At 67.9% G+C, this 18826-nt stretch carries 13 protein-coding genes and 1 tRNA gene; 7 read left to right on the top strand and 7 right to left on the bottom strand.

The window, feature by feature from the left end; genetic code table 11:
- The first annotated feature begins 5 nt into the window (after positions 1 to 5).
- Positions 6 to 2054 carry a Fe-S protein assembly chaperone HscA gene (gene hscA / locus G6O69_RS01955; RefSeq protein WP_172301822.1) on the top strand — a complete coding sequence of 683 codons (2049 nt, stop codon included), beginning with the start codon at positions 6 to 8 and terminating at the stop codon, positions 2052 to 2054.
- 6 nt (positions 2055 to 2060) lie between these two features.
- On the top strand, positions 2061 to 2411 hold the full coding sequence (locus G6O69_RS01950) for a 2Fe-2S iron-sulfur cluster-binding protein (protein WP_172301821.1): 351 nt from the start codon (positions 2061 to 2063) through the stop codon (positions 2409 to 2411).
- Between the two features lie 106 nt (positions 2412 to 2517).
- Here G6O69_RS01950 and G6O69_RS01945 read toward each other — a convergent pair whose 3' ends face one another.
- The 7 genes from G6O69_RS01945 to G6O69_RS01915 form a co-directional block, all read right to left on the bottom strand.
- Positions 2518 to 4095, bottom strand: coding sequence for a DUF4215 domain-containing protein (locus G6O69_RS01945; RefSeq protein WP_172301820.1), 1578 nt, complete (start codon positions 4093 to 4095; stop codon positions 2518 to 2520).
- Between the two features lie 74 nt (positions 4096 to 4169).
- Positions 4170 to 5174 carry a hypothetical protein gene (locus G6O69_RS01940; protein ID WP_176396576.1) on the bottom strand — a complete coding sequence of 335 codons (1005 nt, stop codon included), beginning with the start codon at positions 5172 to 5174 and terminating at the stop codon, positions 4170 to 4172.
- Positions 5167 to 6444 carry a hypothetical protein gene (locus tag G6O69_RS01935; protein WP_172301818.1) on the bottom strand — a complete coding sequence of 426 codons (1278 nt, stop codon included), beginning with the start codon at positions 6442 to 6444 and terminating at the stop codon, positions 5167 to 5169. Before G6O69_RS01935 ends, G6O69_RS01940 begins: the two co-directional genes overlap by 8 nt.
- A 432-nt stretch (positions 6445 to 6876) precedes the next feature.
- Positions 6877 to 8592 (bottom strand): hypothetical protein, encoded by a 1716-nt coding sequence (locus tag G6O69_RS01930; RefSeq protein WP_172301817.1) that lies wholly within the window; start codon positions 8590 to 8592, stop codon positions 6877 to 6879.
- Between the two features lie 128 nt (positions 8593 to 8720).
- Positions 8721 to 9164: an arginine repressor gene (locus G6O69_RS01925; RefSeq protein ID WP_172301816.1), complete on the bottom strand. Its 444-nt coding sequence runs from the start codon at positions 9162 to 9164 to the stop codon at positions 8721 to 8723.
- Positions 9161 to 11101, bottom strand: a complete 1941-nt coding sequence (gene argJ, locus G6O69_RS01920; protein ID WP_172301815.1) for a bifunctional glutamate N-acetyltransferase/amino-acid acetyltransferase ArgJ — start codon at positions 11099 to 11101, stop codon at positions 9161 to 9163. Before argJ ends, G6O69_RS01925 begins: the two co-directional genes overlap by 4 nt.
- Entirely contained in the window at positions 11098 to 12084 is a 987-nt protein-coding gene (locus G6O69_RS01915) for an Asd/ArgC dimerization domain-containing protein (RefSeq protein ID WP_172301814.1), read from the bottom strand. Before G6O69_RS01915 ends, argJ begins: the two co-directional genes overlap by 4 nt.
- 229 nt (positions 12085 to 12313) lie before the next feature.
- On the opposite strand from G6O69_RS01915, the gene G6O69_RS01910 reads away from it, so the two are divergent.
- The 5 genes from G6O69_RS01910 (at position 12314) to G6O69_RS01890 (ending at position 18825) form a co-directional block, all read left to right on the top strand.
- A tRNA-Gly gene (locus tag G6O69_RS01910) sits at positions 12314 to 12386 on the top strand.
- Positions 12387 to 12625: 239 nt separating this feature from the next.
- Entirely contained in the window at positions 12626 to 13189 is a 564-nt protein-coding gene (locus tag G6O69_RS01905; protein WP_176396575.1) for a hypothetical protein, read from the top strand.
- A 150-nt stretch (positions 13190 to 13339) separates the two neighbouring features.
- Positions 13340 to 14884, top strand: a complete 1545-nt coding sequence (locus G6O69_RS01900; RefSeq protein ID WP_172301812.1) for a thioredoxin domain-containing protein — start codon at positions 13340 to 13342, stop codon at positions 14882 to 14884.
- A gap of 56 nt (positions 14885 to 14940) precedes the next feature.
- Positions 14941 to 17061: a thioredoxin domain-containing protein gene (locus tag G6O69_RS01895; RefSeq protein WP_172301811.1), complete on the top strand. Its 2121-nt coding sequence runs from the start codon at positions 14941 to 14943 to the stop codon at positions 17059 to 17061.
- Between the two features lie 144 nt (positions 17062 to 17205).
- The gene (locus tag G6O69_RS01890; RefSeq protein ID WP_172301810.1) at positions 17206 to 18825 is read left to right on the top strand and encodes a thioredoxin domain-containing protein; all 1620 of its coding nucleotides are present in this window, start codon (positions 17206 to 17208) and stop codon (positions 18823 to 18825) included.
- The last annotated feature ends 1 nt before the right edge of the window (position 18826 follow it).

The raw sequence follows: 18826 nt of genomic DNA, 5'->3' as shown, positions 1-18826 counted from the left end.
CACCAATGGCCCAGAGCATCGACATCTCCGGCGGTGGCCTGTTTCAGATCGCCGAGCCCGAGGGCGGCTCCGGCCGCAAGCGCAAGCGCGCCGTCGGCCGGGCGATCGGCATCGACCTCGGGACCACGCACTCCCTGGTGGCGATCGCCCCCAAGGGCGAGCCGCCGCGGGTGCTGGCCGACGAAGACGGCCACGCGCTGCTGCCCTCGGTGGTCTCCTACGCCGGCGAGTCGGCCAGCGGCGAGGTCGTGGTCGGCCGCGCCGCGCGGGCCCAGTCTGTCGAGCATCCCGAGCAGGTCCTGGCCAGCGTCAAGCGCTTCATGGGCCGGGCGCCCAAGGACATCGACTTCGCCCACCCCTACCGCATCGGCGAGGACGAGCAGGTCGTGCGCATCGACGTCTCGGACCCGTCTGGCTCTGGCTCTGGCTCGGGTTCGGGTGCGAGCCCGCGCTGGGTCAGCCCCGTCGAGGTCTCGGCGCGGATCCTCGAGGTCCTCGAGGAGCGCGCCTTCCAGGAGATCGGCGAGGTCGCCGGCGCGGTGATCACCGTGCCCGCCTACTTCGACGACGCCCAGCGCCAGGCCACCAAGGACGCCGGGCGGATCGCGGGCCTCGAGGTCTATCGCCTGCTCGCCGAGCCCACGGCCGCGGCCCTGGCCTACGGCCTCGACCGCCAGGGCAAGGGCGAGCACGGCGAGGGCCTGTTCGCGGTCTACGACCTCGGCGGCGGGACCTTCGACATCTCGATCCTGCGCCTGCGCGACGGCGTGTTTCGGGTCCTGGCCACGGGCGGCGACTCGGCCCTCGGCGGCGACGACTTCGATCGCGCGCTCGCGGACGCGCTGCTCGAGCGCGCGGGCTTCGGCGAGGGCCGCGAGCCCAGCCCGGCCCAGCGCCAGGAGGTCAACCTCGCCGCGCGCCGGGCCAAGGAGGCGCTCAGCGACGCCCAGGAGACCAGCCTCAGCCTCGAGCGCTGCGGCCTCGGCCCGACCACGCTGACCCGCGACGAGCTCGACGCGCTGATCAAGCCGCTGGTCCGGCGAACCATCCGCGCCTGCCGGGCGACCCTGAGCGACGCCGGCCTCGAGGCCAGCGAGCTCGACGGCGTCGTGCTCGTCGGCGGCTCCACGCGCGTGCCCCTGGTCCGCGCCCAGGTCGCCAAGGCCTTCGGTCGCGAGCCCCTCGCCGACATCGACCCGGACAAGGTCGTGGCCTACGGTGCGGCGATCCAGGCCGACATCCTCTCGGGCAGCGAGCGCGAGGGCGTGACCTTGCTCGACGTCGTGCCCCTGAGCCTCGGCCTCGAGACCATGGGCGGGATCGTCGAGAAGATCATCCCGCGCAACGCCACTATCCCGATCTCCGCGCGCCAGGTGTTCACAAACTACTCGGAGAAGCAGACCGGCATGACCATGCACGTGGTCCAGGGCGAGCGCGAGCTGGCCGAGGACTGCCGCAGCCTGGCGCGCTTCGAGCTGCGCGGGATCCCCCGCCTGCCGCCCTCCATGGCCCGGGTCGAGGTCAGCTTCGAGCTCGACGCCGACGCCCTGCTCACGGTCACCGCCCGCGAGCTGATGACCGGGGTCAAGCAGTCCATCGAGGTCAAGCCGACCTATGGCCTGGGCGCCGAGGAGGTCGACAACCTGGTCATGGACAGCCTCGACCACGCCCGCGAAGACTTCGCGGCCCGCAACCTCGCCGAGGCCCGGGTCGAGCTCGGGCGGGTGATCCTGGCCGTGCGCGCGGCCGTGGACGAGGTCGGAGACATCGCCGGGATGCTCGCCGACGACGAGCGCGCGGCCATCGAGGCCGCCCTCGCGGCGGCCGAGTCGACCATGGCAGACGGCGAGCAGGTCGCCGACGCCGTCAACGCTGCCCGCGAGCAGCTCGAGGCCGTGTCCGAGCCCTTCGCCCGCCGCCGCATGGAGCGGGCGCTTCGCTCCGGCATGTCCGGCAAGAGCCTCGCCGAGATCGAGGCCAGCCTCGCCGAGGAAGAGCAGCTCGCGGCGCGCCGCGGCGCACACTCGGCCGAAATCATCGACGAGGATAGCTAGCAGACCATGCCCAAAGTGATCTTTCGTGGCGGCCCCGACGGCGAGCGGACAGTCGAGGCCCGCGTCGGCCAGACCCTGCTGGACCTCGCCGAGGACAACGACGTCAAGATGGGCTCGGCCTGCGGAGGCGTGTGCGGCTGCTCGTCTTGCCACTGCTACCTCGTCGAGGGCGAGGACTCGCTCGAGGAGGCCAGCGACGCCGAGGAGGACCGCCTCGACATGGGCTTCGACGTGCGGCCCAACTCGCGCCTCGGCTGTCAGGTGAAGGTTGGCGAGGAGGACCTCGTGGTCGAGCTGACCCAGGAGACCGTCGAGGTGTGGTTCAACGAGCACCCCGACGCGCGCCCCGAATCTTGACGAGGGCTCTCGGGAGTCTGGGGCGCCTGAATGGGAGGTGCCTGAATGGCGGCGCCGAGCCCAGGCCCTGGTGAGGCCTTGGGCTCGCCCGCGGACCTGCGCCCGCTCAGGGCAGGGGCAGGAAGGATACGTCCCCCGCCGCGCTCGGGGCCTCGTCGTCGCCGATGATCTCGGTGTTGCCGTAGCCGAGGCGCCCGTTGTTGTTGGGGCCCCAGCAGCGCAGCCCGCCGAGGGTCGTGATCACGCAGGTGTGGCTCGCGGTCGTCGCCACGCGCTCGACCGACTGGCCGACGTCGACGGGGTCGATGGCGGTGGGCAGCTCGTCGTCGCCGATCGAGTTGGTGCTGCCAGACCCGAGCGTGCCGTTGGAGCCGCGGCCCCAGCAGCGCAGCTGGCCGTCCTCGAGGAGGGCGCAGTTGTGGCGCTCGCCGGTGACCAGCTGCGTCGCCGCGAGCCCGCCCAGCTCGACCTCGCCGACGCTCGTGGGCAGCTCGTCGTCGCCGATCTTGTCGGTGTTGCCGTAGCCGAGCTGGCCGTTGTTGCTCTGGCCCCAGCAGCGCACATTGCCGAGCGAAGTGAGCACGCAGGTGTGATGGTTGCCGACGGCGACCTGGGCGACCGAGTCGTCGAGCGCGACCAGGCCCTCGGTCGGGGGCTCGTCGTCGCCGATGTCGTCGGTGTGGCCCAGGCCCAGCTGGCCGCTGAGGTTGAAGCCCCAGCAGTAGAGCTGGCCGTCCGCCGTGATCGCACAGGTGTGCTCGTCGCCGGCGGCGACGAAGCCCACCGGCGCGGGGAGGTCCACGGGGGCCACGCTCGCGGGGGTCTCGTCGTCGCCGATCTTGTCCTCGTTGCCGAGGCCGAGCTTGCCCGAGACCCCGCTCCCCCAGCAGCGCAGCGCCCCGCCCTCGAGGATCACGCAGGTCGTGTTGTGGCTGGCGATCAGGGTCTCGACCGCGCCGCCGACATCGACGAAGCCGGCGTCGGCGGGGTCTTCGTTGTCGCCGACGTCGCCGAGCGTGCCGTAGCCCAGGGCCCCGCTGAAGGCCCAGCCCCAGCAGACCAGGTCGCCGCCCTCGAGCAGCGCGCAGCTGTGGGCGCTGCCGGCCGCGATGGCGATGGCCGGGCCGCCGAGGTTCAGGGGCTGGAGCGCCTCGCTGGGCAGCTCGTCGTCGCCGATGTTCTGGTCGAGGCCGGGCAGGCCGAGGCGCCCGTCGCTGACCAGCCCCCAGCAGTACACCGCGCCGTCGGAGGTGAGCGCGCAGGTGTGCGAGGCCCCGGTCGCGACCTGGACCAGCGAGGGTGTCAGCGTGCAGTCGGCCTGGCAGCCGTCGTTGTCGACGAGGTTACCGTCGTCGCATTCCTCGTTGGCGTCGAGGCTGCCGTCGCCGCAGACCGGGGCGGGCACGCACAGCTCGTCGGCGCACACGAGCTCCGCCTCGCAGCTGCCCTCGTCGCAGGGGCAGTCGAGGGTGCCGGGGGGGCAGGGGGAGGTCTCTCCAGAGGACGACTCCGACTCTTCGGAGGACGACTCCGACTCTTCGGAAGACGACTCCTCTCCGGTGGACTCGTCCGAGGAGTCAGCGCCCGTATCGCCGATCTCGTCGTCCTCAGTCGAGTCGTCTGTGCAAGAAAACACCCAGACCGTCGAGAGCAGGACGGCGCTTGCCCGAATGAGATTGTTCACCGGTGAGAGGCTAGCAGTCTTTATCGGCCTGCCGAGATCTTCATCAGCCTCGGAAAGAAAATCCGCAATGCCAGCTACTCGGTGATCGTGCTTGTTCCGCCGTAGCCGGGACACTTACTCGTGTCTTCGGCAAGGTTGACAATCCACTGTTTTACGTCCACCTCGACCATGTTCGCCTGGTCCGTTCGGAGCCGCAGAGCGAAGCTGTAGGAGATCCCTTCTTCGGTGATCACGGTCTTTGTGTCCGCAAATGAACCATCCATTGGATAGTTCGCGTCAGGGCTTGTGGCGGCGTCTCCTCCATCGTTTCCCGAGCAGCTCAATTGACCGATCCAAGTCTTGCCGTCACCCGCGACTTCGGTTACTAGAAACTTACAGTCCGCGCCCACATCTAACTTGTCATTAACTGGCAGAGACTCCTTTTCATAGGAAAACTTTCGCACCTGATAGCACTGGACCTTCCTAGCGAAGTAGAGATTGACGCCAGACCAACCCTTGGCGTACTTGATGTCTGCGTTCACGTCGAGTTTCACCGGAACTTCGCTCGCCTCGGGCAACTGAATGCCAATCGCCGAAACACTGTCCACAGAAGATCCAATCTCAAGGTTTCCCGCGACGGCCGCAGCTGTGATGACATTGTAGTACTTGGTGGCTTTTCGTGGTATCCAGACCTCGTCGTGTGCGCACCCAGAGCGAGGAGAGAAAGAAAGACGCTGGAGTTCAGTTACCTTGACATCACCGAGTGCTACCTTCAGCTTGCGCACAGTCTGCGAATCAAGCCCAATCAACACCTTGTCGAGTGCAAGGCCGAAACGGACACCGCCCTTGCCGACGTAGTCGAGCCACTGTTTGTTCCAGCTGTTGCTCGTCGGCGATTCGACACCAACGAAGCACCTATTCGAACCGAGGTCGGCACCGACAAAACGTCGGCCCAACTGTGACTCCGAGGTTGCAGGTACGACGATGTCGTAGCGGGGGAAATTTTGTAAAATGTATTTGTCGAACGGGTTTGGGCTTTTTGGCTTGCAACTGCAAAGCACAAGTGCCGCACACGCGCTAGTTATCAGCATCTTATTCACTATCGGAGATCCTTTCAAGTTTTGCAGTGAGTCGATTTCCCAACTCATCCAGGATTTTCGTCATGCTTGCGAGCGCGATGCGCTTCTTCTCATCGTCTGATGTCATGTAGTTGAGAGTTTTGACCCGTGTCGCTGGGGTAGCCAGAATACGCATGTGCGCCTTGATCAACGGGTCCTCGGAGTACTCAATTCGCGTGTCGATCACCACTTGTGCAGCAGCGCCATCTTTTTCGGACGCTGCCAGGTCGATGGTGAGAACGTGATCGTTGAGCATGCAGTTGATCGGCTTGAGCTTGACCTGACTAATCGGCGTCTTGACGGTGAAATCCTTGAGCTCAAGCATTGTCGTATCGACAATTTTCTGAACTTTGGCCTTGTCGTCGTATAGTTTGCGGTCGGCCACCATGAACAGGGCTTCGACGGAGGTCTCGTAGGTCACTGCGTCATCAGCAACCACCAAACGCGACGTCAGTTGCTCGCCAAACTCCGGAAGCACGATTCCGTGGGATGTCGACGCGGGTTCTCGCCTGCCGTCGGCAGGCAACGGTTCCGGCGGTGGTTTCGGCTTCGCGGGTGCACTGGAAGAGAATAGTGAATGCAGCAGGAGCGTGACCTCTTTGTGGAAGGTCTTGAGGTGATAGACTTCGTCTGCACACGCCGGATAGACCTGCCCATCTTTGCGAATCCAGGATGTCGAGATAATGGTCGGTACGCCTTCGTCCGAGTCGGGGTTGAGCGCCATCAGCGTGATTTGGGTTAATACCTCGCGCGATATCGCTCCCCACTCATGGTGAGACTCTTTGCTGCTGAAGCGCAGGACAATGACTTGTGAAAAATTCGGGTCGATCGTTGCGTCGATATTGCGTCCGTCCGATAGCTTGTCACGGATGATGGTCTTGATTGACTGAACAAAGTCTGGAAGTTCGCCCTGAAATCGAAACTTCGTGCCCCGATCCGTTCGATGGCTCAGCGTGCCGGACGTCTTGCACATACTCTCGCCGTGGGCGACATTGACAATAGGCAACGAGCCCGCCATCGCAAGCATGCAACTGGTGACCAGTGCTTTTCGCCGGGAAATCATGCTGGCACCACGTGGGGGCTTCACTGGCGGATGTCGGTCCGTTGGCCACCCAGTGAGTGTCACGATCCGCCTGCGCTGAATGGTGTCCACGAACATTTCTTCGGTATTTTGCGTCGCATGCTTTTCGCAGTCCCAGCATGAGATGTTATTCGCGCTTTTGTTGTTGTCGAAATCGTCGTCTTTTGTCATGATTCCATATCCAAACTGGTGTTCCCGGAGGAATGGTGCGATTCGAGGGGCTCGTGGGCGGTGACGGTACCATTAACGTTTGGAGGAGTGGAAGAGGGAAAATGATGGGTTTTGGACTTCGTGTTGGTGATGACTGTGTTGTGGAAACTGTGATGCCTGAATCTATGTTGAACTTTGTTTTTTAAACTCGAGCTAAAGGCCTGAGCGTGTTGACTCTGTGTGACTGGTCTGTGTGACGTTTCCAAACTGCAACATTTTAGGCGGTGTCGGGGGGGAGCGATTTGCCCACGTGCTCGCTCTTCAGGGCTGGCCCGCTGCGTGCAGGGGGGCCCGCTGCATGCTGATCGCCTTCGCGCGGCCACTGCTGTCGAAGTGTGACCTCCTTCGACAGCAATGCCGCGCGAAAATACCGGGCGAGACGCTCGCTCGAGCTCAGGGAATGAAGGACACAGCCCCCACATCAGCCGGGGCTTGGTCGAGGCCGACGGACCAAATGGGGTATCCAATACGCCCATAGTTGTTGAGCCCCCAGCAAACGACCATGCCTCCCTGGGTGACCGTACAAACATGGTTTCGTGTCGATGCGATCATATCGATCGGATCGACTTCGACGGGATCGAAGGCGGCCGGGGTCTCGTCGTCACCCACGGTCTGATAGTCCTGGAGGCCGAGTGTTCCGCTGTCGCTGCTGCCCCAGCAGCGCACGTCGCCGTCTTCGAGCAGCGCACAAGTGTGGAGCTGGCCGGCGACGACCCCTGTGGCCGCGACGCCGCCGAGCTCGACGTCAGCGAGGAGCGAGAGGTCGCCTTCGTCACCGATGGTCTGGGTGTTGCCGTAGCCGAGCTGGCCGTCGCTGCCCAGGCCCCAGCAGCGCACGCCGCCGGACTGGGTGAGCGCGCAGGTGTGGGAGCCGCCCGCGGCCACTTGGCTGACGAGCTCGCCGAGCTCGACGAGGCCTTCGCTCGGTGACTCGTCGTCGCCGATGTTCTGTGTGTGGCCGAGGCCGAGCTGGCCGGAGGTGTTCGCGCCCCAGCAGTAGAGCTGGCCGCTCTCGGTCACCGCGCAAGTGTGCTCTTGGCCAGGGCTGACGAAGCTGACGGGCTCGGGGAGGTCGACGGGGTCGACGCTGCTCGGGGTCTCGTCGTCGCCGATCTTGTCTTCGTTGCCGAGGCCGAGCTTGCCGGAGGTGCCGATCCCCCAGCAGCGTAGGGCGCCGCCCTCGAGGATCACGCAGGTGGTGGTGTGGCTGGCCGCGAGCGACTCGACCGCGCCGCCGACGTCGACGAGGCCGGCGTCGACGGGGTCTTCGTCGTCACCGATGACCTCGGTGTTGCCGTAGCCGAGGACGCCGCTGAAGGCCCAGCCCCAGCAGACCAGGTTTCCACCCTCGAGCACCGCGCAGGTGTGGGCGCCGCCCGCGGCCACGGCGAGGGCTGGCGCGCCGAGGTTCAGGGGTTGCAGCAGGGTGCTGGGCTCTTCGTCGTCGCCGACGTCCTGCTCGAGGGCGGGGAGACCGAGGCGTCCTTCGTTGAAACGGCCCCAGCAATACACCGACGCATCGAGGCTGAGGGCGCAGCTGTGATAGGTGCCGGCCGTGACGGACAGGGCCTCGGGGGACTCGACGCAGTTGCTCTCGCAGCCGTCGCCATCGACGAGGTTGCCGTCGTCGCAGTCTTCGCCGAGGTCGAGGTTGCCGTCACCACAAAGCGCGCCGTCTGGGATACAGATGTCATCGGCGCACAGCAGGGGGCTCTCGCAGCTGCCCTCGTCGCAGGGGCAGTCGAGGGTCCCGGGCGGGCAGTCCGAGCTCTCTTCGGACTCGGAGTCGTCGTCCGAGGATTCTTCGGACTCGGACTCGGACTCGGACTCGTCGTCCGAGGATTCTTCGGACTCGGACTCGTCGTCCGAGGATTCTTCGGACTCGGACTCGGACTCGGAAGAGTCTTCCGATGACGATTCGTCGTCTGAAGATTCCTCCGAAGAGGAGTCGGTGTCCGAAGCGTCTTCCGAAGAGGAGTCGGTGTCCGAGCTGTCCTCGGATGACGAGTCGGTGTCCCCGATCTCGTCGGCTCCGGTGGTGTCGTCCGTACAGGCCAGCGCCCAGACCGTCGCCAGCGCGACGGTGCCCCTCCGCATCGTGTCTTTCACGGGCGAGAGGCTAGCAGCCGGAGGCCGAGGGGCTCGTGTCGAGCGTAATTTTTCGTGCGCGAGCTTTCGGGCTGTCTGGGTGACGCCGAAGCGCGGCCGAGCGGGCGAGGAAGGGATCGCGCAGGGGCTCAGCTCAGCTTGGAGAGCTCGAGCAGCTCGCTCGCCAGCGCCCCGACGCGGCTCGTCGAGCGCGGGATCACGAGCACCGCGTCGTCCCCCGCGATCGTCCCGAGCACGTCGGGGTGGCCCATGTCGTCGAGCTCCGCGCCCACGGCCGGGGCCCGGCCGACGTGGGTGCGGATCACGATCATGGTCTCGTTGTGCTCGACGCTGAGGACCATCTCGGCCGGGAAGTCGCTGCGCGTGGTCGGCTCGAGGCGGTAGACGGTGGTCCCGTTCTCGCGAGCTTGGCGCTGGGCACCGAGGCGCTTGAGGTCGCGCGATACCGTACTTTGGGTAGTCTGGATCCCGCGCGCGGAGAGGGCCTCGACCAGCTGATCCTGGGTGCTCCCGGCGACGCCGGAGAGCAGCAGCTGGCGGAGGATGTTGCGCCTTTCCTTGGTCGAGCTCATCGCAGCTGGCGGGTGATCAGGGTGCCCACGCCCTGGTCGGTGAACAGCTCGGCGACCAGCGCGTGGGGCAGGCGGCCGTCGATCAGGTGGAGAGCCGGGAGGCCCTGGCGGGCGGCGTGGCGGGCGATGGCCAGGTTCTCGTCGGCGTCGGTGTGAAAGCGCCCGCGGTCGAGGCCGGTCAGGGCCTGCTCGGGGGTCAGCTCGCGGACCAGCCCGCCGGCGTCGTGCAGGCCCTGGTCGTCGGCCAGGCACAGCAGCTTGCCCACGCCCAGGCGCAGGCACAGGGCGACGAGCTCGCCGGGGTCGGGGGTGGCCTGGACCAGCGCGCAGGCCTGGCCGCGATCGAGGCGGCGGGCGATGGCGTGGGCGTCGCGGGTGGCCTCGGCCAGGCGGTAGGCGCCCTCGGCCATGTTCTCGCGCAGGGCCGCGAGGGCCTCGGCGTCGGGGACGATGACCAGCACGCGCAGCTCGGCGTCGAGGATCAGCTCGACGTCGCGGGCCACGGCGGCGAGCAGGTTGGGCCGGCGCGCGGCCGAGCCGCTGAGCTGGACGATGATCCGCAGCCCGGTGAAGCGGCGCAGGTAGGACAGGCCGTCGACGAGCAGGCGGTGCTTGAGGATCGGCGTATAGGAGGAGAGGCTGACCTGGCGGCCGACCTGGCCCTTCTCGTTGACCGCGAGCTGGAGGGCCTCGTCGGAGTTGATGCGCACGTAGTCGTAGGAGAAGTCGCAGCCCAGGGCGGTGAAGCTGCCGGGGCCCTGGCCGAGGCTGACGCGCCAGCGGACCGTGGGCTCGCGCAGGCGCCGGGTCAGCTCGCCGGCGACGCCGGGGTCCGCGTCCTGGACGAGCACGCCGCCGCGGACCAGGGGCAGGCCCATGGCGTCGATCTCGATGGTCTCGAGGTCGAGCTCGCCGACCCCGGCCTCGAGCGCGGCCTGGCCGGCGGCGGCGGCCAGGCGACCCCAGCCGGCGCGCTCGCCCGCGAACACGCTGCACTTGAACAGGCTGCTGCGGCAGCAGCCGCGGGCGACCGAGCGGGCGATGTCCGCGGACGGGGCCCCCTCGACGCTGACCTCGAGCAGCCGCGTGGCGCCCTCACCGTCGCGGGCGACCTGCTCGGCGAGGGACAAGAGGATCGCGCGCAGGGCCTCGGTCAGCGGGCGCAGGGCCTGCTCGTCGTCGGCGCTGACGCGGACCTTGGACTCGCCGCTGGCGAGCACGAGGACCGTGTCGTTGGTCGAGGTGTCGCCGTCGACGGTGATCGCGTTGAAGGTGGTCTCGATGGTCTCGGCGAGGGCGGCCTGGAGCAGCGCCGGCTCGATCGCGGCGTCGGTGCACACGAAGCCCAAGGTCGTGGCCATGTTGGGGTGGATCATCCCCGAGCCCTTGGCGACGCCGAACAGGCGCACGGTCCCGCCGGGGAGGGCGAGCTCGCCGTGGGCGACCTTGGAGATGGTGTCGGTGGTCAAGATCGCGGCGGCGAAGCCCCGCGGGTCCTCGCCGAGCTCGCCGCGCAGCTCGGGCAGCGCGTCGGTGATCCGCCCGGCGTCGAGGGGCACGCCGATCACTCCGGTGGAGGCGGTCATCACGGCCGCGGGGGCGCACTCGAGCGCCTGGGCCGTGGCCGCAGCGAGGGCGTCGTTGGTCGCCACGCCGGCCTCGCCGGTCATCGCGTTGGCGTTGCCGCTGTTGACCAGCACGGCGCGCACGCCCGCGGCGGGGAGCAGCGCGGCGTTGCGCTCCACGCAGGGGGCGCGGACCAGGTTGCGGGTGTAGACGCCGGCGGCCGCGGCCCCCTGGGGCGCGTAGCAGTGGATCAGGCCGAGGTCCTTGCGCGAGCGCTTGATGCCGGCGTGGACGCCCGCGAAGCGAAAGCCGAGGGGGATCGGGAGCTCGCCCTCGAGGCGGGTGGAGACGTCGAAGCTCGGGGTGGTCATGGCGTGGCGATGGACAGCTGTGAAGCGAAGGCTGGGGGGACGCCGGCGGGCTCGTCGGCGAGAGGCGGCGGCAGCCCCATGAAGGGGTCGAGGCCGAGCCAGAGGTTGAGGTTGTGCACGGCCTGGCTGGCCGCGCCGCGCATGAGGTTGTCGATGCTGGCGAACACGGGGACGAGGCCGCTGCGGGCCACGGGGCCCACGGCGAGCACGGCCTGGTGGCTGCCGACGACGTGGCCGAGGCCCAGACCTTCGTCCGGGGCCGCGAGCACGCTGACGTAGGGGTGAGCTGCGTAGCGCTCGCGCAGGGCCGCGAGCAGGCGCGCGGGCGCGTCCTCGGCCGCGCCGGTGGGGCGCACGAAGCAGGTCACGAGCATGCCGCGGACGACCGGGAGCAGCTGGGTGACGAAGCTGATCGGCGCGCCGAGGTGGTGCTCGATCTCCGGCACGTGGCGGTGCTCGCCAACCTTGTAGGGGAAGCTGTTGCCGGCGAGGTTGCAAAAGTGCAGGCGCTCGGCCAGCCCCTTGCCCGCACCGGACGCGCCGCTGGTCCCGAGCACGGCGATGGACTCGGCGGTGATCAGCCCGGCCTCGAGCAGCGGGCGCAGGGCGAGCAGGGTGGCCGTGGGGTAGCAGCCCGGGTTGGCGACCAGGCGGCGCTCGGGGGCCGGGGCACCAGTGAGCTCGGGCAGGCCGTAGTGCGCCGAGGGATCGCGGCGGCGGGCGTCGGAGAGATCGAGGATCTTCGCGGTGCCGACGCGCTCGAGGGCCGCGGTCCACTGCTGCGCGGGCTCCCGAGGCAGCGCGAGGGCCACGACGTCCGCCTCGGCGAGCTCGGCCTCGCTCTTCGCGTCGAGATCGTCCGCCGAGCGCACGGGGGCGACACGTGGTGTGATGCAAGGATGCTGCATGCACAGCGCATGAAGAACCTGCCCCGCGTAGCCGCTGGCGCCGACGATGGCCAAGGTGAATCGTGTCTGCGTCACGTCGAGTCCGGACTTATGCCGGAAGAAAGTGGTGCCGCAAGACCTGGGGGATGCAGAAGGTAGTGAGCTTGCATGCAGCGCTCATGGGTGTTCATGCAGGCAGATTGCGCGTCCGTGGACCCCCGAGACGACCGGAGAACACGCGTGAGAACTCTTTCTAGTTTTCGTATCGAATCGAAAAAAATAGTCTTGACTCGCTATCGCGCTGCTGTAGAGTTCGCCCCCCGACGCGGGAATAGCTCAGTTGGTAGAGCGCAACCTTGCCAAGGTTGAAGTCGCGAGTTCGAGTCTCGTTTCCCGCTCAAAGCAAAGAGCCCGGCCCTACAAGGCCGGGCTCTTTGCTTTTCGAATTCCCGTCGAGATCCCCCGGCGCGGCGAGTTCGACTCGGGTCTGCACAAACCAACCCGATCGGGGAGTTGGTCGGCACAACTGGCCCGCACAATTGGGCGGAAGCTGCGCCTGGGTGGCTCGAGACGCCCCAGCAGTTGGCATCTCGGCCCGCTTGCGCACCAGCGCGAGCGCGGATAGCCTCCTCACCCAGTGGGCACCTGCTCGCCACGACGGCTCCGCGCGCGCGGAGCCCTCCTCACGAGGACCCTTCAGCTCATCGGGCTGCTGGCGGTGTTCGTGGCGCTCGTGGGTCCAGGCCGCGCCCGCGCGCAGACGCGCGAGTCGCTCGCGCCGGCCCCCGTCACCCACAGCTACGGTGACGACGGCTCCTGCGGCGAGATCGGCGAGGAGCAAGAGCTGGTCGACTGCGGCTCCGAGTGGTCGCTGACCTTCGACGAGCCCGCGCTGGTCACCCTGCTGCGTCAGGCCGGCCTGCGCACCTCTCGGGATCAGTGCAGCGACCTGTTCGTGGATCTGTGGGAGCGCGAGCGCTGCCAGGCCCAGGGCCGCGACTGCGGCAAGCTGCTCCCGGGCGCGCCGCCGCCCCCCAACGTGAAGATCGCCTCGTCCTCGTCTGCTGGCGCGCATCAGCTCGCGCTGGCGGCCCTCGACGACGCAGGCCAGCGCCGCCTCGCCATCCCTGGTGACGAGCGCCTGCCGGCCGACCTGGATCGCGCTCCGCCGGAGCCGCCGCCAAAGCTCCTGGCTCGCTGACCGCCCGCCAGCGCGCGCATACCGGAGTTTCAAAGCTCCGGGGTCGCCAGCGTGGACGGGCGAGGGGATGAGCTGCGATTGGATCGCGGCCTCATCCGGCTCGGCGAGGGGGTCGAGTCTGGCCCCGATCCCAGGAAGCGATGGTGCGCGATGAACGAAAACATTGAAATTGAAGCCGGTCGCCTCGGCGCCCGCTCGAAGTGGTTGCTCGGCCGTGGACTCCAGCTCGCCACGGTGCTGACCTTGGGCCTCGCGGCCACGGGTTGCCCCGCCAAGCCGGACAAGGCCCAAGCCGCCGTCGACATCGACCTGCGTCGCCTCCGCGTCGACCTGCTCGAGGACGAGTACGCCCTCGGCGGGGACAAGGCTCTGGTCACCATCGTGATCTGGAGCGACTACGCCTGCCCGCCCTGTGGGCGCAGCTGGCAGGTGATGAAGCACCTCGTCGAGGACTACGGCGAGGATCTTCGCGTGGTGTTCCGCGCCGGCACGGTCCCGGGCTTCGCCCACGGTGAGCGCGCCAGCGAGGCCGCGTTCGCGGCTGGCGCTCAGGGCAAGTTCTGGGACATGCACTGGCGGCTCTTCGAGCACCCCGACGACTTCTCGCGTCCGGTCCTGCGCAAGCACGCCGAGGCCATCGGCCTCGACCTCGCGCAGTTCATGGACGACCTCGACACCGGCCGCTTCGCTGGCCGGCGGATCCGCGACCGTCGCGCGTCGATGGAGCTGGGCGTCAGCGCCCTGCCCGTCGCCTTCGTCAACGGTCTGTACGTGCTCGGCTTCAAGGACGAGGCTGGCTGGCACGCGTTGATCGACCGCGAGATCGCCACCGCCAAGCAGATGATGCAAGAGGGCATCCGGCGCGAGGGGGTCTACGACGAGTTCATGCGCACCGCCAAGCGCGGGAGCGTGGACGAGGACAGCGACGAGGCCAAGCGCCTCCGCGCTCAGCGCGAGGCGCAGGCGAAGTCGGCCAAGCCGGCTCAGCTGGCCAGCCCCGCCTACGATCAGCGCTACGCGATCCCCACTGGCGCGCCGGGCTTCGGGCCCGAAGACGCCCCCGTGGTGATGGTCGAGTTCATCGACTACCAGTGCCCCTACTGCCAAAAAGCGCAGCAGGAGGTGATCCCGGCCCTGCTCGAGCGCTACCCCGAGGACCTGCGCATCGAGCTTCGTCACCTGCCCCTCGAGATCCACCCCTCGGCCCCCGCGGCCGCGCGGGCGGTGATCACCGCGGGGGCGCAGGGCAAGGCCGCGGAGTTCTCGGACGCGCTGTGGCATCGCGGCGCGGATCAGGGCCTGGGGCTGACGACCTTCGTCGCCGTGGCCAAGCAGATCGGCATCGACGCCGATCGCTTCGAGCGTGACTTCCAGACCCGCGAGATCGGCGAGCAGCTGATGCGTGACGTGCTCTTGGCGCGTCGCCTCGGGGTCCAGGGGACGCCTGGCTTCTTCGTCAACGGTCGCTACGTCGACGGGGCGCGCAGCCTCGGGACCTTCACCGACATGATCGACGAGGAGCTCGCCAGCGCAGAGAAGCTCGCGGAGCAGGGCACTGCGCGCGCGGATCTGCGAGAGGCGCTGATGCGCGGGGCCCTCGAGCCCGAGCAGTTCCCCAACGCCCAACTCGACACCTCCGGGGCCGCCCAGGCCGCGGACTCGAACCCAGAGAATTCATCCCAAGCACCCGAATAGAGAATTCGCGCGTGCCAGCACCATTCGAGCGCGCGCCACAGGACAAGGAATCAATCATGAAGCGTTTTGCACTTCGCACCCTCATCTCCGCCGGCCTGCTGATTGGCCTTGGCGCGTCTTCCTCCACCGGCTGCGTGGCCCCGCCCAACAAGTCGGGCGAGGGCGAGGCCGCGACCGCGGCTTCCGGCAGCGGCTCCTTCGTGACCATGGACCAGGTCGACGGCTCGCTCGACGACAAGGTCACTGGTGAGCGCTACCAGATCACCTACAACGAGAGCGACATGTGGAAGGGCGCCCCGAAGGGCGCGCTGGTCACCATCGTCGAGTACTCGGACTTCCAGTGCCCCTACTGCTCGCGCCTGACCGACACCCTCAAGACGGTCGCCGAGGAGTACCCCGACGACGTCCGCGTCGTCTTCAAGCACTTCCCGCTGCCGATGCACAAGGACGCCCGCCCGGCCTCCGAGGCCGTGCTCGCCGCCTACGCCCAGGACAAGGACAAGGGCTGGGCGCTCCACGACTTGGTGTTCAAGAACGCCCGCCAGCTCTCGACCGACGACCTGATCAAGTACGCCGAGCAGGTCGGCGTGCCCGACATCCAGAAGTTCCGCGCGGACCTCGAGCACCACATCTTCGGTGACAAGGTCTCGGCCGACACCGAGCACGGCAAGAAGTTCGGCGTCAGCTCGACGCCCAGCTTCTTCGTCAACGGCGTGGCGCACCGCGGTGCCAAGAGCGCTGACGACCTCAAGAAGATCGTCGAAGAGGAGAAGAAGTTCGCCGAGTCGCTGGTCGCCGCCGGCAGCAAGCGCGAAGAGGTCTACGCGCGGATCATGCACGCGGCCAAGGCCGAGCGCGCGGCCCCGCAGCGTCCCAAGTCGAAGAACACCCAGCGTCCCGGCAAGCCCGACCCGGCCAGCAGCTACGCCGTGCCCGTCGACGACCGCCCGGCCAAGGGCCCCGAGACCGCGCTCGTGACCATCGTCGAGTACTCGGACTTCGAGTGCCCCTTCTGCCGCAAGGTCCTGCCGACCCTCACGCAGATCGAGGAGGAGTACGGCGACGACGTGCGCGTGGTCTTCCGCCAGCAGCCGCTGCCCATGCACAAGAACGCCACCCCGGCGGCGCTCGCCGCCCTCGCGGCGCACAAGCAGGGCAAGTTCTGGGAGATGCACGACGCGCTCTTCGCGAAGGCCGCCGAGCGCGGCGCGCTCGGCAAGGAGGGCGTGTTCACCGAGCTCGCCACGCAGCTCGGTCTGGACACCGCCAAGTTCGAGGCCGACATGAAGGACCCCGAGCTCGCCAAGATGATCGCCGAGGACCAAAAGGTCGCCCAGCAGTTCGGCGCTGGCGGCACCCCGGCCTTCTTCGTCAACGGCCGCCCGCTCTCGGGCGCGCAGCCCTACGAGGCCTTCAAGGCCGTGATCGACCAGGAGATGGCCAAGGCCAAGACCTTCATGGCCGAGAAGGGCGTCAAGGCCGAGGACCTCTACGAGGAGATGATGAAGGGCTGGGAGACCGAGGTGAAGGCGCCCCCGCTCGCGGACCACGTGCGCCGCGAGTTCGACCTCGCCAACGTCCCCGGCAAGGGCAACCTGAAGGACCCCAAGCTGACCATCGTCGAGTGCTCGGACTTCGACTGCCCCTACTGCTCGCGCGGTGCGGACCTCGTCGAGCAGATCTTCAAGGCCCCCGAGTACAAGGACAAGGTCGCCTTCTACTTCCTGAACTTCCCGCTGCCCATGCACAAGAACGCCGAGTCGGCGCACCGCGCCGCGATCGCGGCTGGCAAGCAGGGCAAGTTCTTCGAGATGCACGACCTGCTCTTCGCCGACCGCTCCAAGCGGACCGAGCAGGACTACCGTGACATGGCCAGCCAGCTCGGCATCGACGCTGACAAGTTCATCGCCGACTGGAACTCCGAGGAGGTCGCCCAGGTGATCAAGGACGACAAGGCCGTGTGCGCCAAGCACGGTGTCTCCGGCACCCCGAACTTCTTCATCAACGGCCGCTCGATGCGCGGCGCGGTGCCCTTCGAGATGACCAAGCAGATCCTCGACGAGGAGCTCGCGGGTGGTTTCGAGGCCAAGAAGGCCGGCGGCGCCGCCCCGGCCAAGCCCGCGGGGGCTCCGGCCAAGCCCGCCCCCGCCAAGGTCAAGCCCAGCGAGAAGGGCTGAGCCTCGCTGACGGTGGCGCCCGAAGCCAAGGAGCAGCGTTGTTCCTCGGTTTCGGGCCGCCTCCGGCCTGAGCGCGTCAGCTCACGCTCGCGCGCTCAGGCCGGGGTCGACCCCCGACTACTCTCCACCTAGCCGGAGTCCTTGATGTCCAAAGTAGACGACGAGAGCAAGCCCAGCGACGACGAGACCCTCGAGGAGTCGCGGACCATCGAGCGCCTCGCCAGCCTCGAGGCCGAGAAGGCCAAGCAGGCGCCAGCCGACGACGCCAAAGCGGTCGCCGAGGCGTCGGCGGCGGTCGCCGCGGGCGCTGGCGGCGGTGAGCCGCCCGCTGGCGGGAGCAAAGCCAAGGCCAAGGCCAAGGCCAAGGGCGAGGACAAGAGCAAGGGCAACAAGCTGCTCGGCAACCTGGTGTTCGTGCTCGGCTTCTTCGCCACGCTGGTCGCGGGCTACTACGTCGGCCAGTGGGTGCGGGTGAAGTTCGGGGACAAGCCCCAGCTCGAGGACGACCAGCGCTACCGCGTGGCCCTGCGTGGGGACGAGCCCCAGCGCGGCCCCGACGACGCGCTCGTCACGATCATCGAGTTCGCCGACTTTCAGTGCCCCTACTGCGCCGACTCGGCCGAGCCGCTCGAGAGCGCCATGAGTGGCTACGAGGGCGACGTGCGCCTGATCTTCAAGCACTACCCGCTGCCCGGCCACAAGCGGGCCGCGCCGGCGGCCTACACCGCCTGGGCCGCCCACCAGCAAGACCAGTTTTGGGTCTTCCACGACCGCCTGTTCGCGGCCAAGTCGGCCATCGACAAGGTCCCCGACTGGATCAAGGAGCTCGGCCTCGACGCCTCCAAATTCGGTGAGGACATGGAGTCGGCGGCGGCCAAGCAGGCCGTCGATCAGGACACGCTCTCGGGCTCCAAGGTCGGCGTGACCGGGACCCCCGCGTTCGTGGTCAACGGCCACATGTACCGCGGCAAGCGCGACGAGGTCGGCTGGAAGCAGATCATCGAGGCCGAGCTCGAGTACGCCAAGGACGTCGCCGACGACCAGGACCTCGAGCGCGGTGAGCTCTACGACTTCTTGATGCAGGACGCCCTCGACCGTCAGGTCGGCGCGCCGGCCACCGGTCGGACCAAGCGCGAGCGTCGACCCGGGGAGCCCGACGACAGCGCGGTCTATGCCGTGCCGGTCGAGGGGGCCCCGAGCACCGGCCCCGACGACGCCCTGGTGACCGTCGTCGAGTTCGCCGACTACCACTGCCCTTACTGCGCGCGGGTCAAGACCGCCGTGGATCAGCTGCTCGAGACCTACCCGGACCAGGTCCGCCTGGTCTATCGCCAGCGCCCGCTGGCCATGCACCCCCAGGCCCGCGACGCCTCCAAGGCGGCCCTCGCCGCCGCCGAGCAGGGCAAGTTCTGGGAGATGCACGACCTGCTCTTCCTGCGCCAGTCCAAGACCCTCGACGAGTTCAAGACCCTCGCCGAGGAGCTCGGCCTCGACGTCGCCAAGTTCGAGGCCGACTACCAGAGCCAGGCCATCGAGGACGCCGTGGCCGCCGACGTCACCGTCGCCCAGCGCTTTGGGATCAGCGGCACGCCGGCCTTCTTCATCAACGGGCGCTACCTCTCGGGGGCCCAGGACTTCAGCGTGTTCGAGCAGATCTTCCAAGAGCGCCTCGTCGAGGCCAAGACCCTGCTCGAGGGTGGTACGCCGGCGAGCGGCGTCTACGCCAAGGTCATCGCGGACGGCAAGTCGTCCGTGAAGGAGTGAG

This window comes from Pseudenhygromyxa sp. WMMC2535 (assembly GCF_011083025.2).
This window is presented reverse-complemented; position numbering and strand designations above follow the sequence as displayed.

Excerpts from the sequence above, each read along its gene's own strand:
- G6O69_RS01895 (WP_172301811.1), top strand. The coding sequence starts at position 14,941 with ATGAAGCGTTTTGCACTTCGCACCCTCATCTCCGCCGGCCTGCTGATT.
- G6O69_RS01925 (WP_172301816.1), bottom strand. The coding sequence starts at position 9,164 with ATGAGCTCGACCAAGGAAAGGCGCAACATCCTCCGCCAGCTGCTGCTC.
- G6O69_RS01890 (WP_172301810.1), top strand. The coding sequence starts at position 17,206 with ATGTCCAAAGTAGACGACGAGAGCAAGCCCAGCGACGACGAGACCCTC.
- hscA (WP_172301822.1), top strand. The coding sequence starts at position 6 with ATGGCCCAGAGCATCGACATCTCCGGCGGTGGCCTGTTTCAGATCGCC.
- G6O69_RS01950 (WP_172301821.1), top strand. The coding sequence starts at position 2,061 with ATGCCCAAAGTGATCTTTCGTGGCGGCCCCGACGGCGAGCGGACAGTC.
- G6O69_RS01900 (WP_172301812.1), top strand. The coding sequence starts at position 13,340 with ATGAACGAAAACATTGAAATTGAAGCCGGTCGCCTCGGCGCCCGCTCG.
- G6O69_RS01935 (WP_172301818.1), bottom strand. The coding sequence starts at position 6,444 with ATGACAAAAGACGACGATTTCGACAACAACAAAAGCGCGAATAACATC.
- argJ (WP_172301815.1), bottom strand. The coding sequence starts at position 11,101 with ATGACCACCCCGAGCTTCGACGTCTCCACCCGCCTCGAGGGCGAGCTC.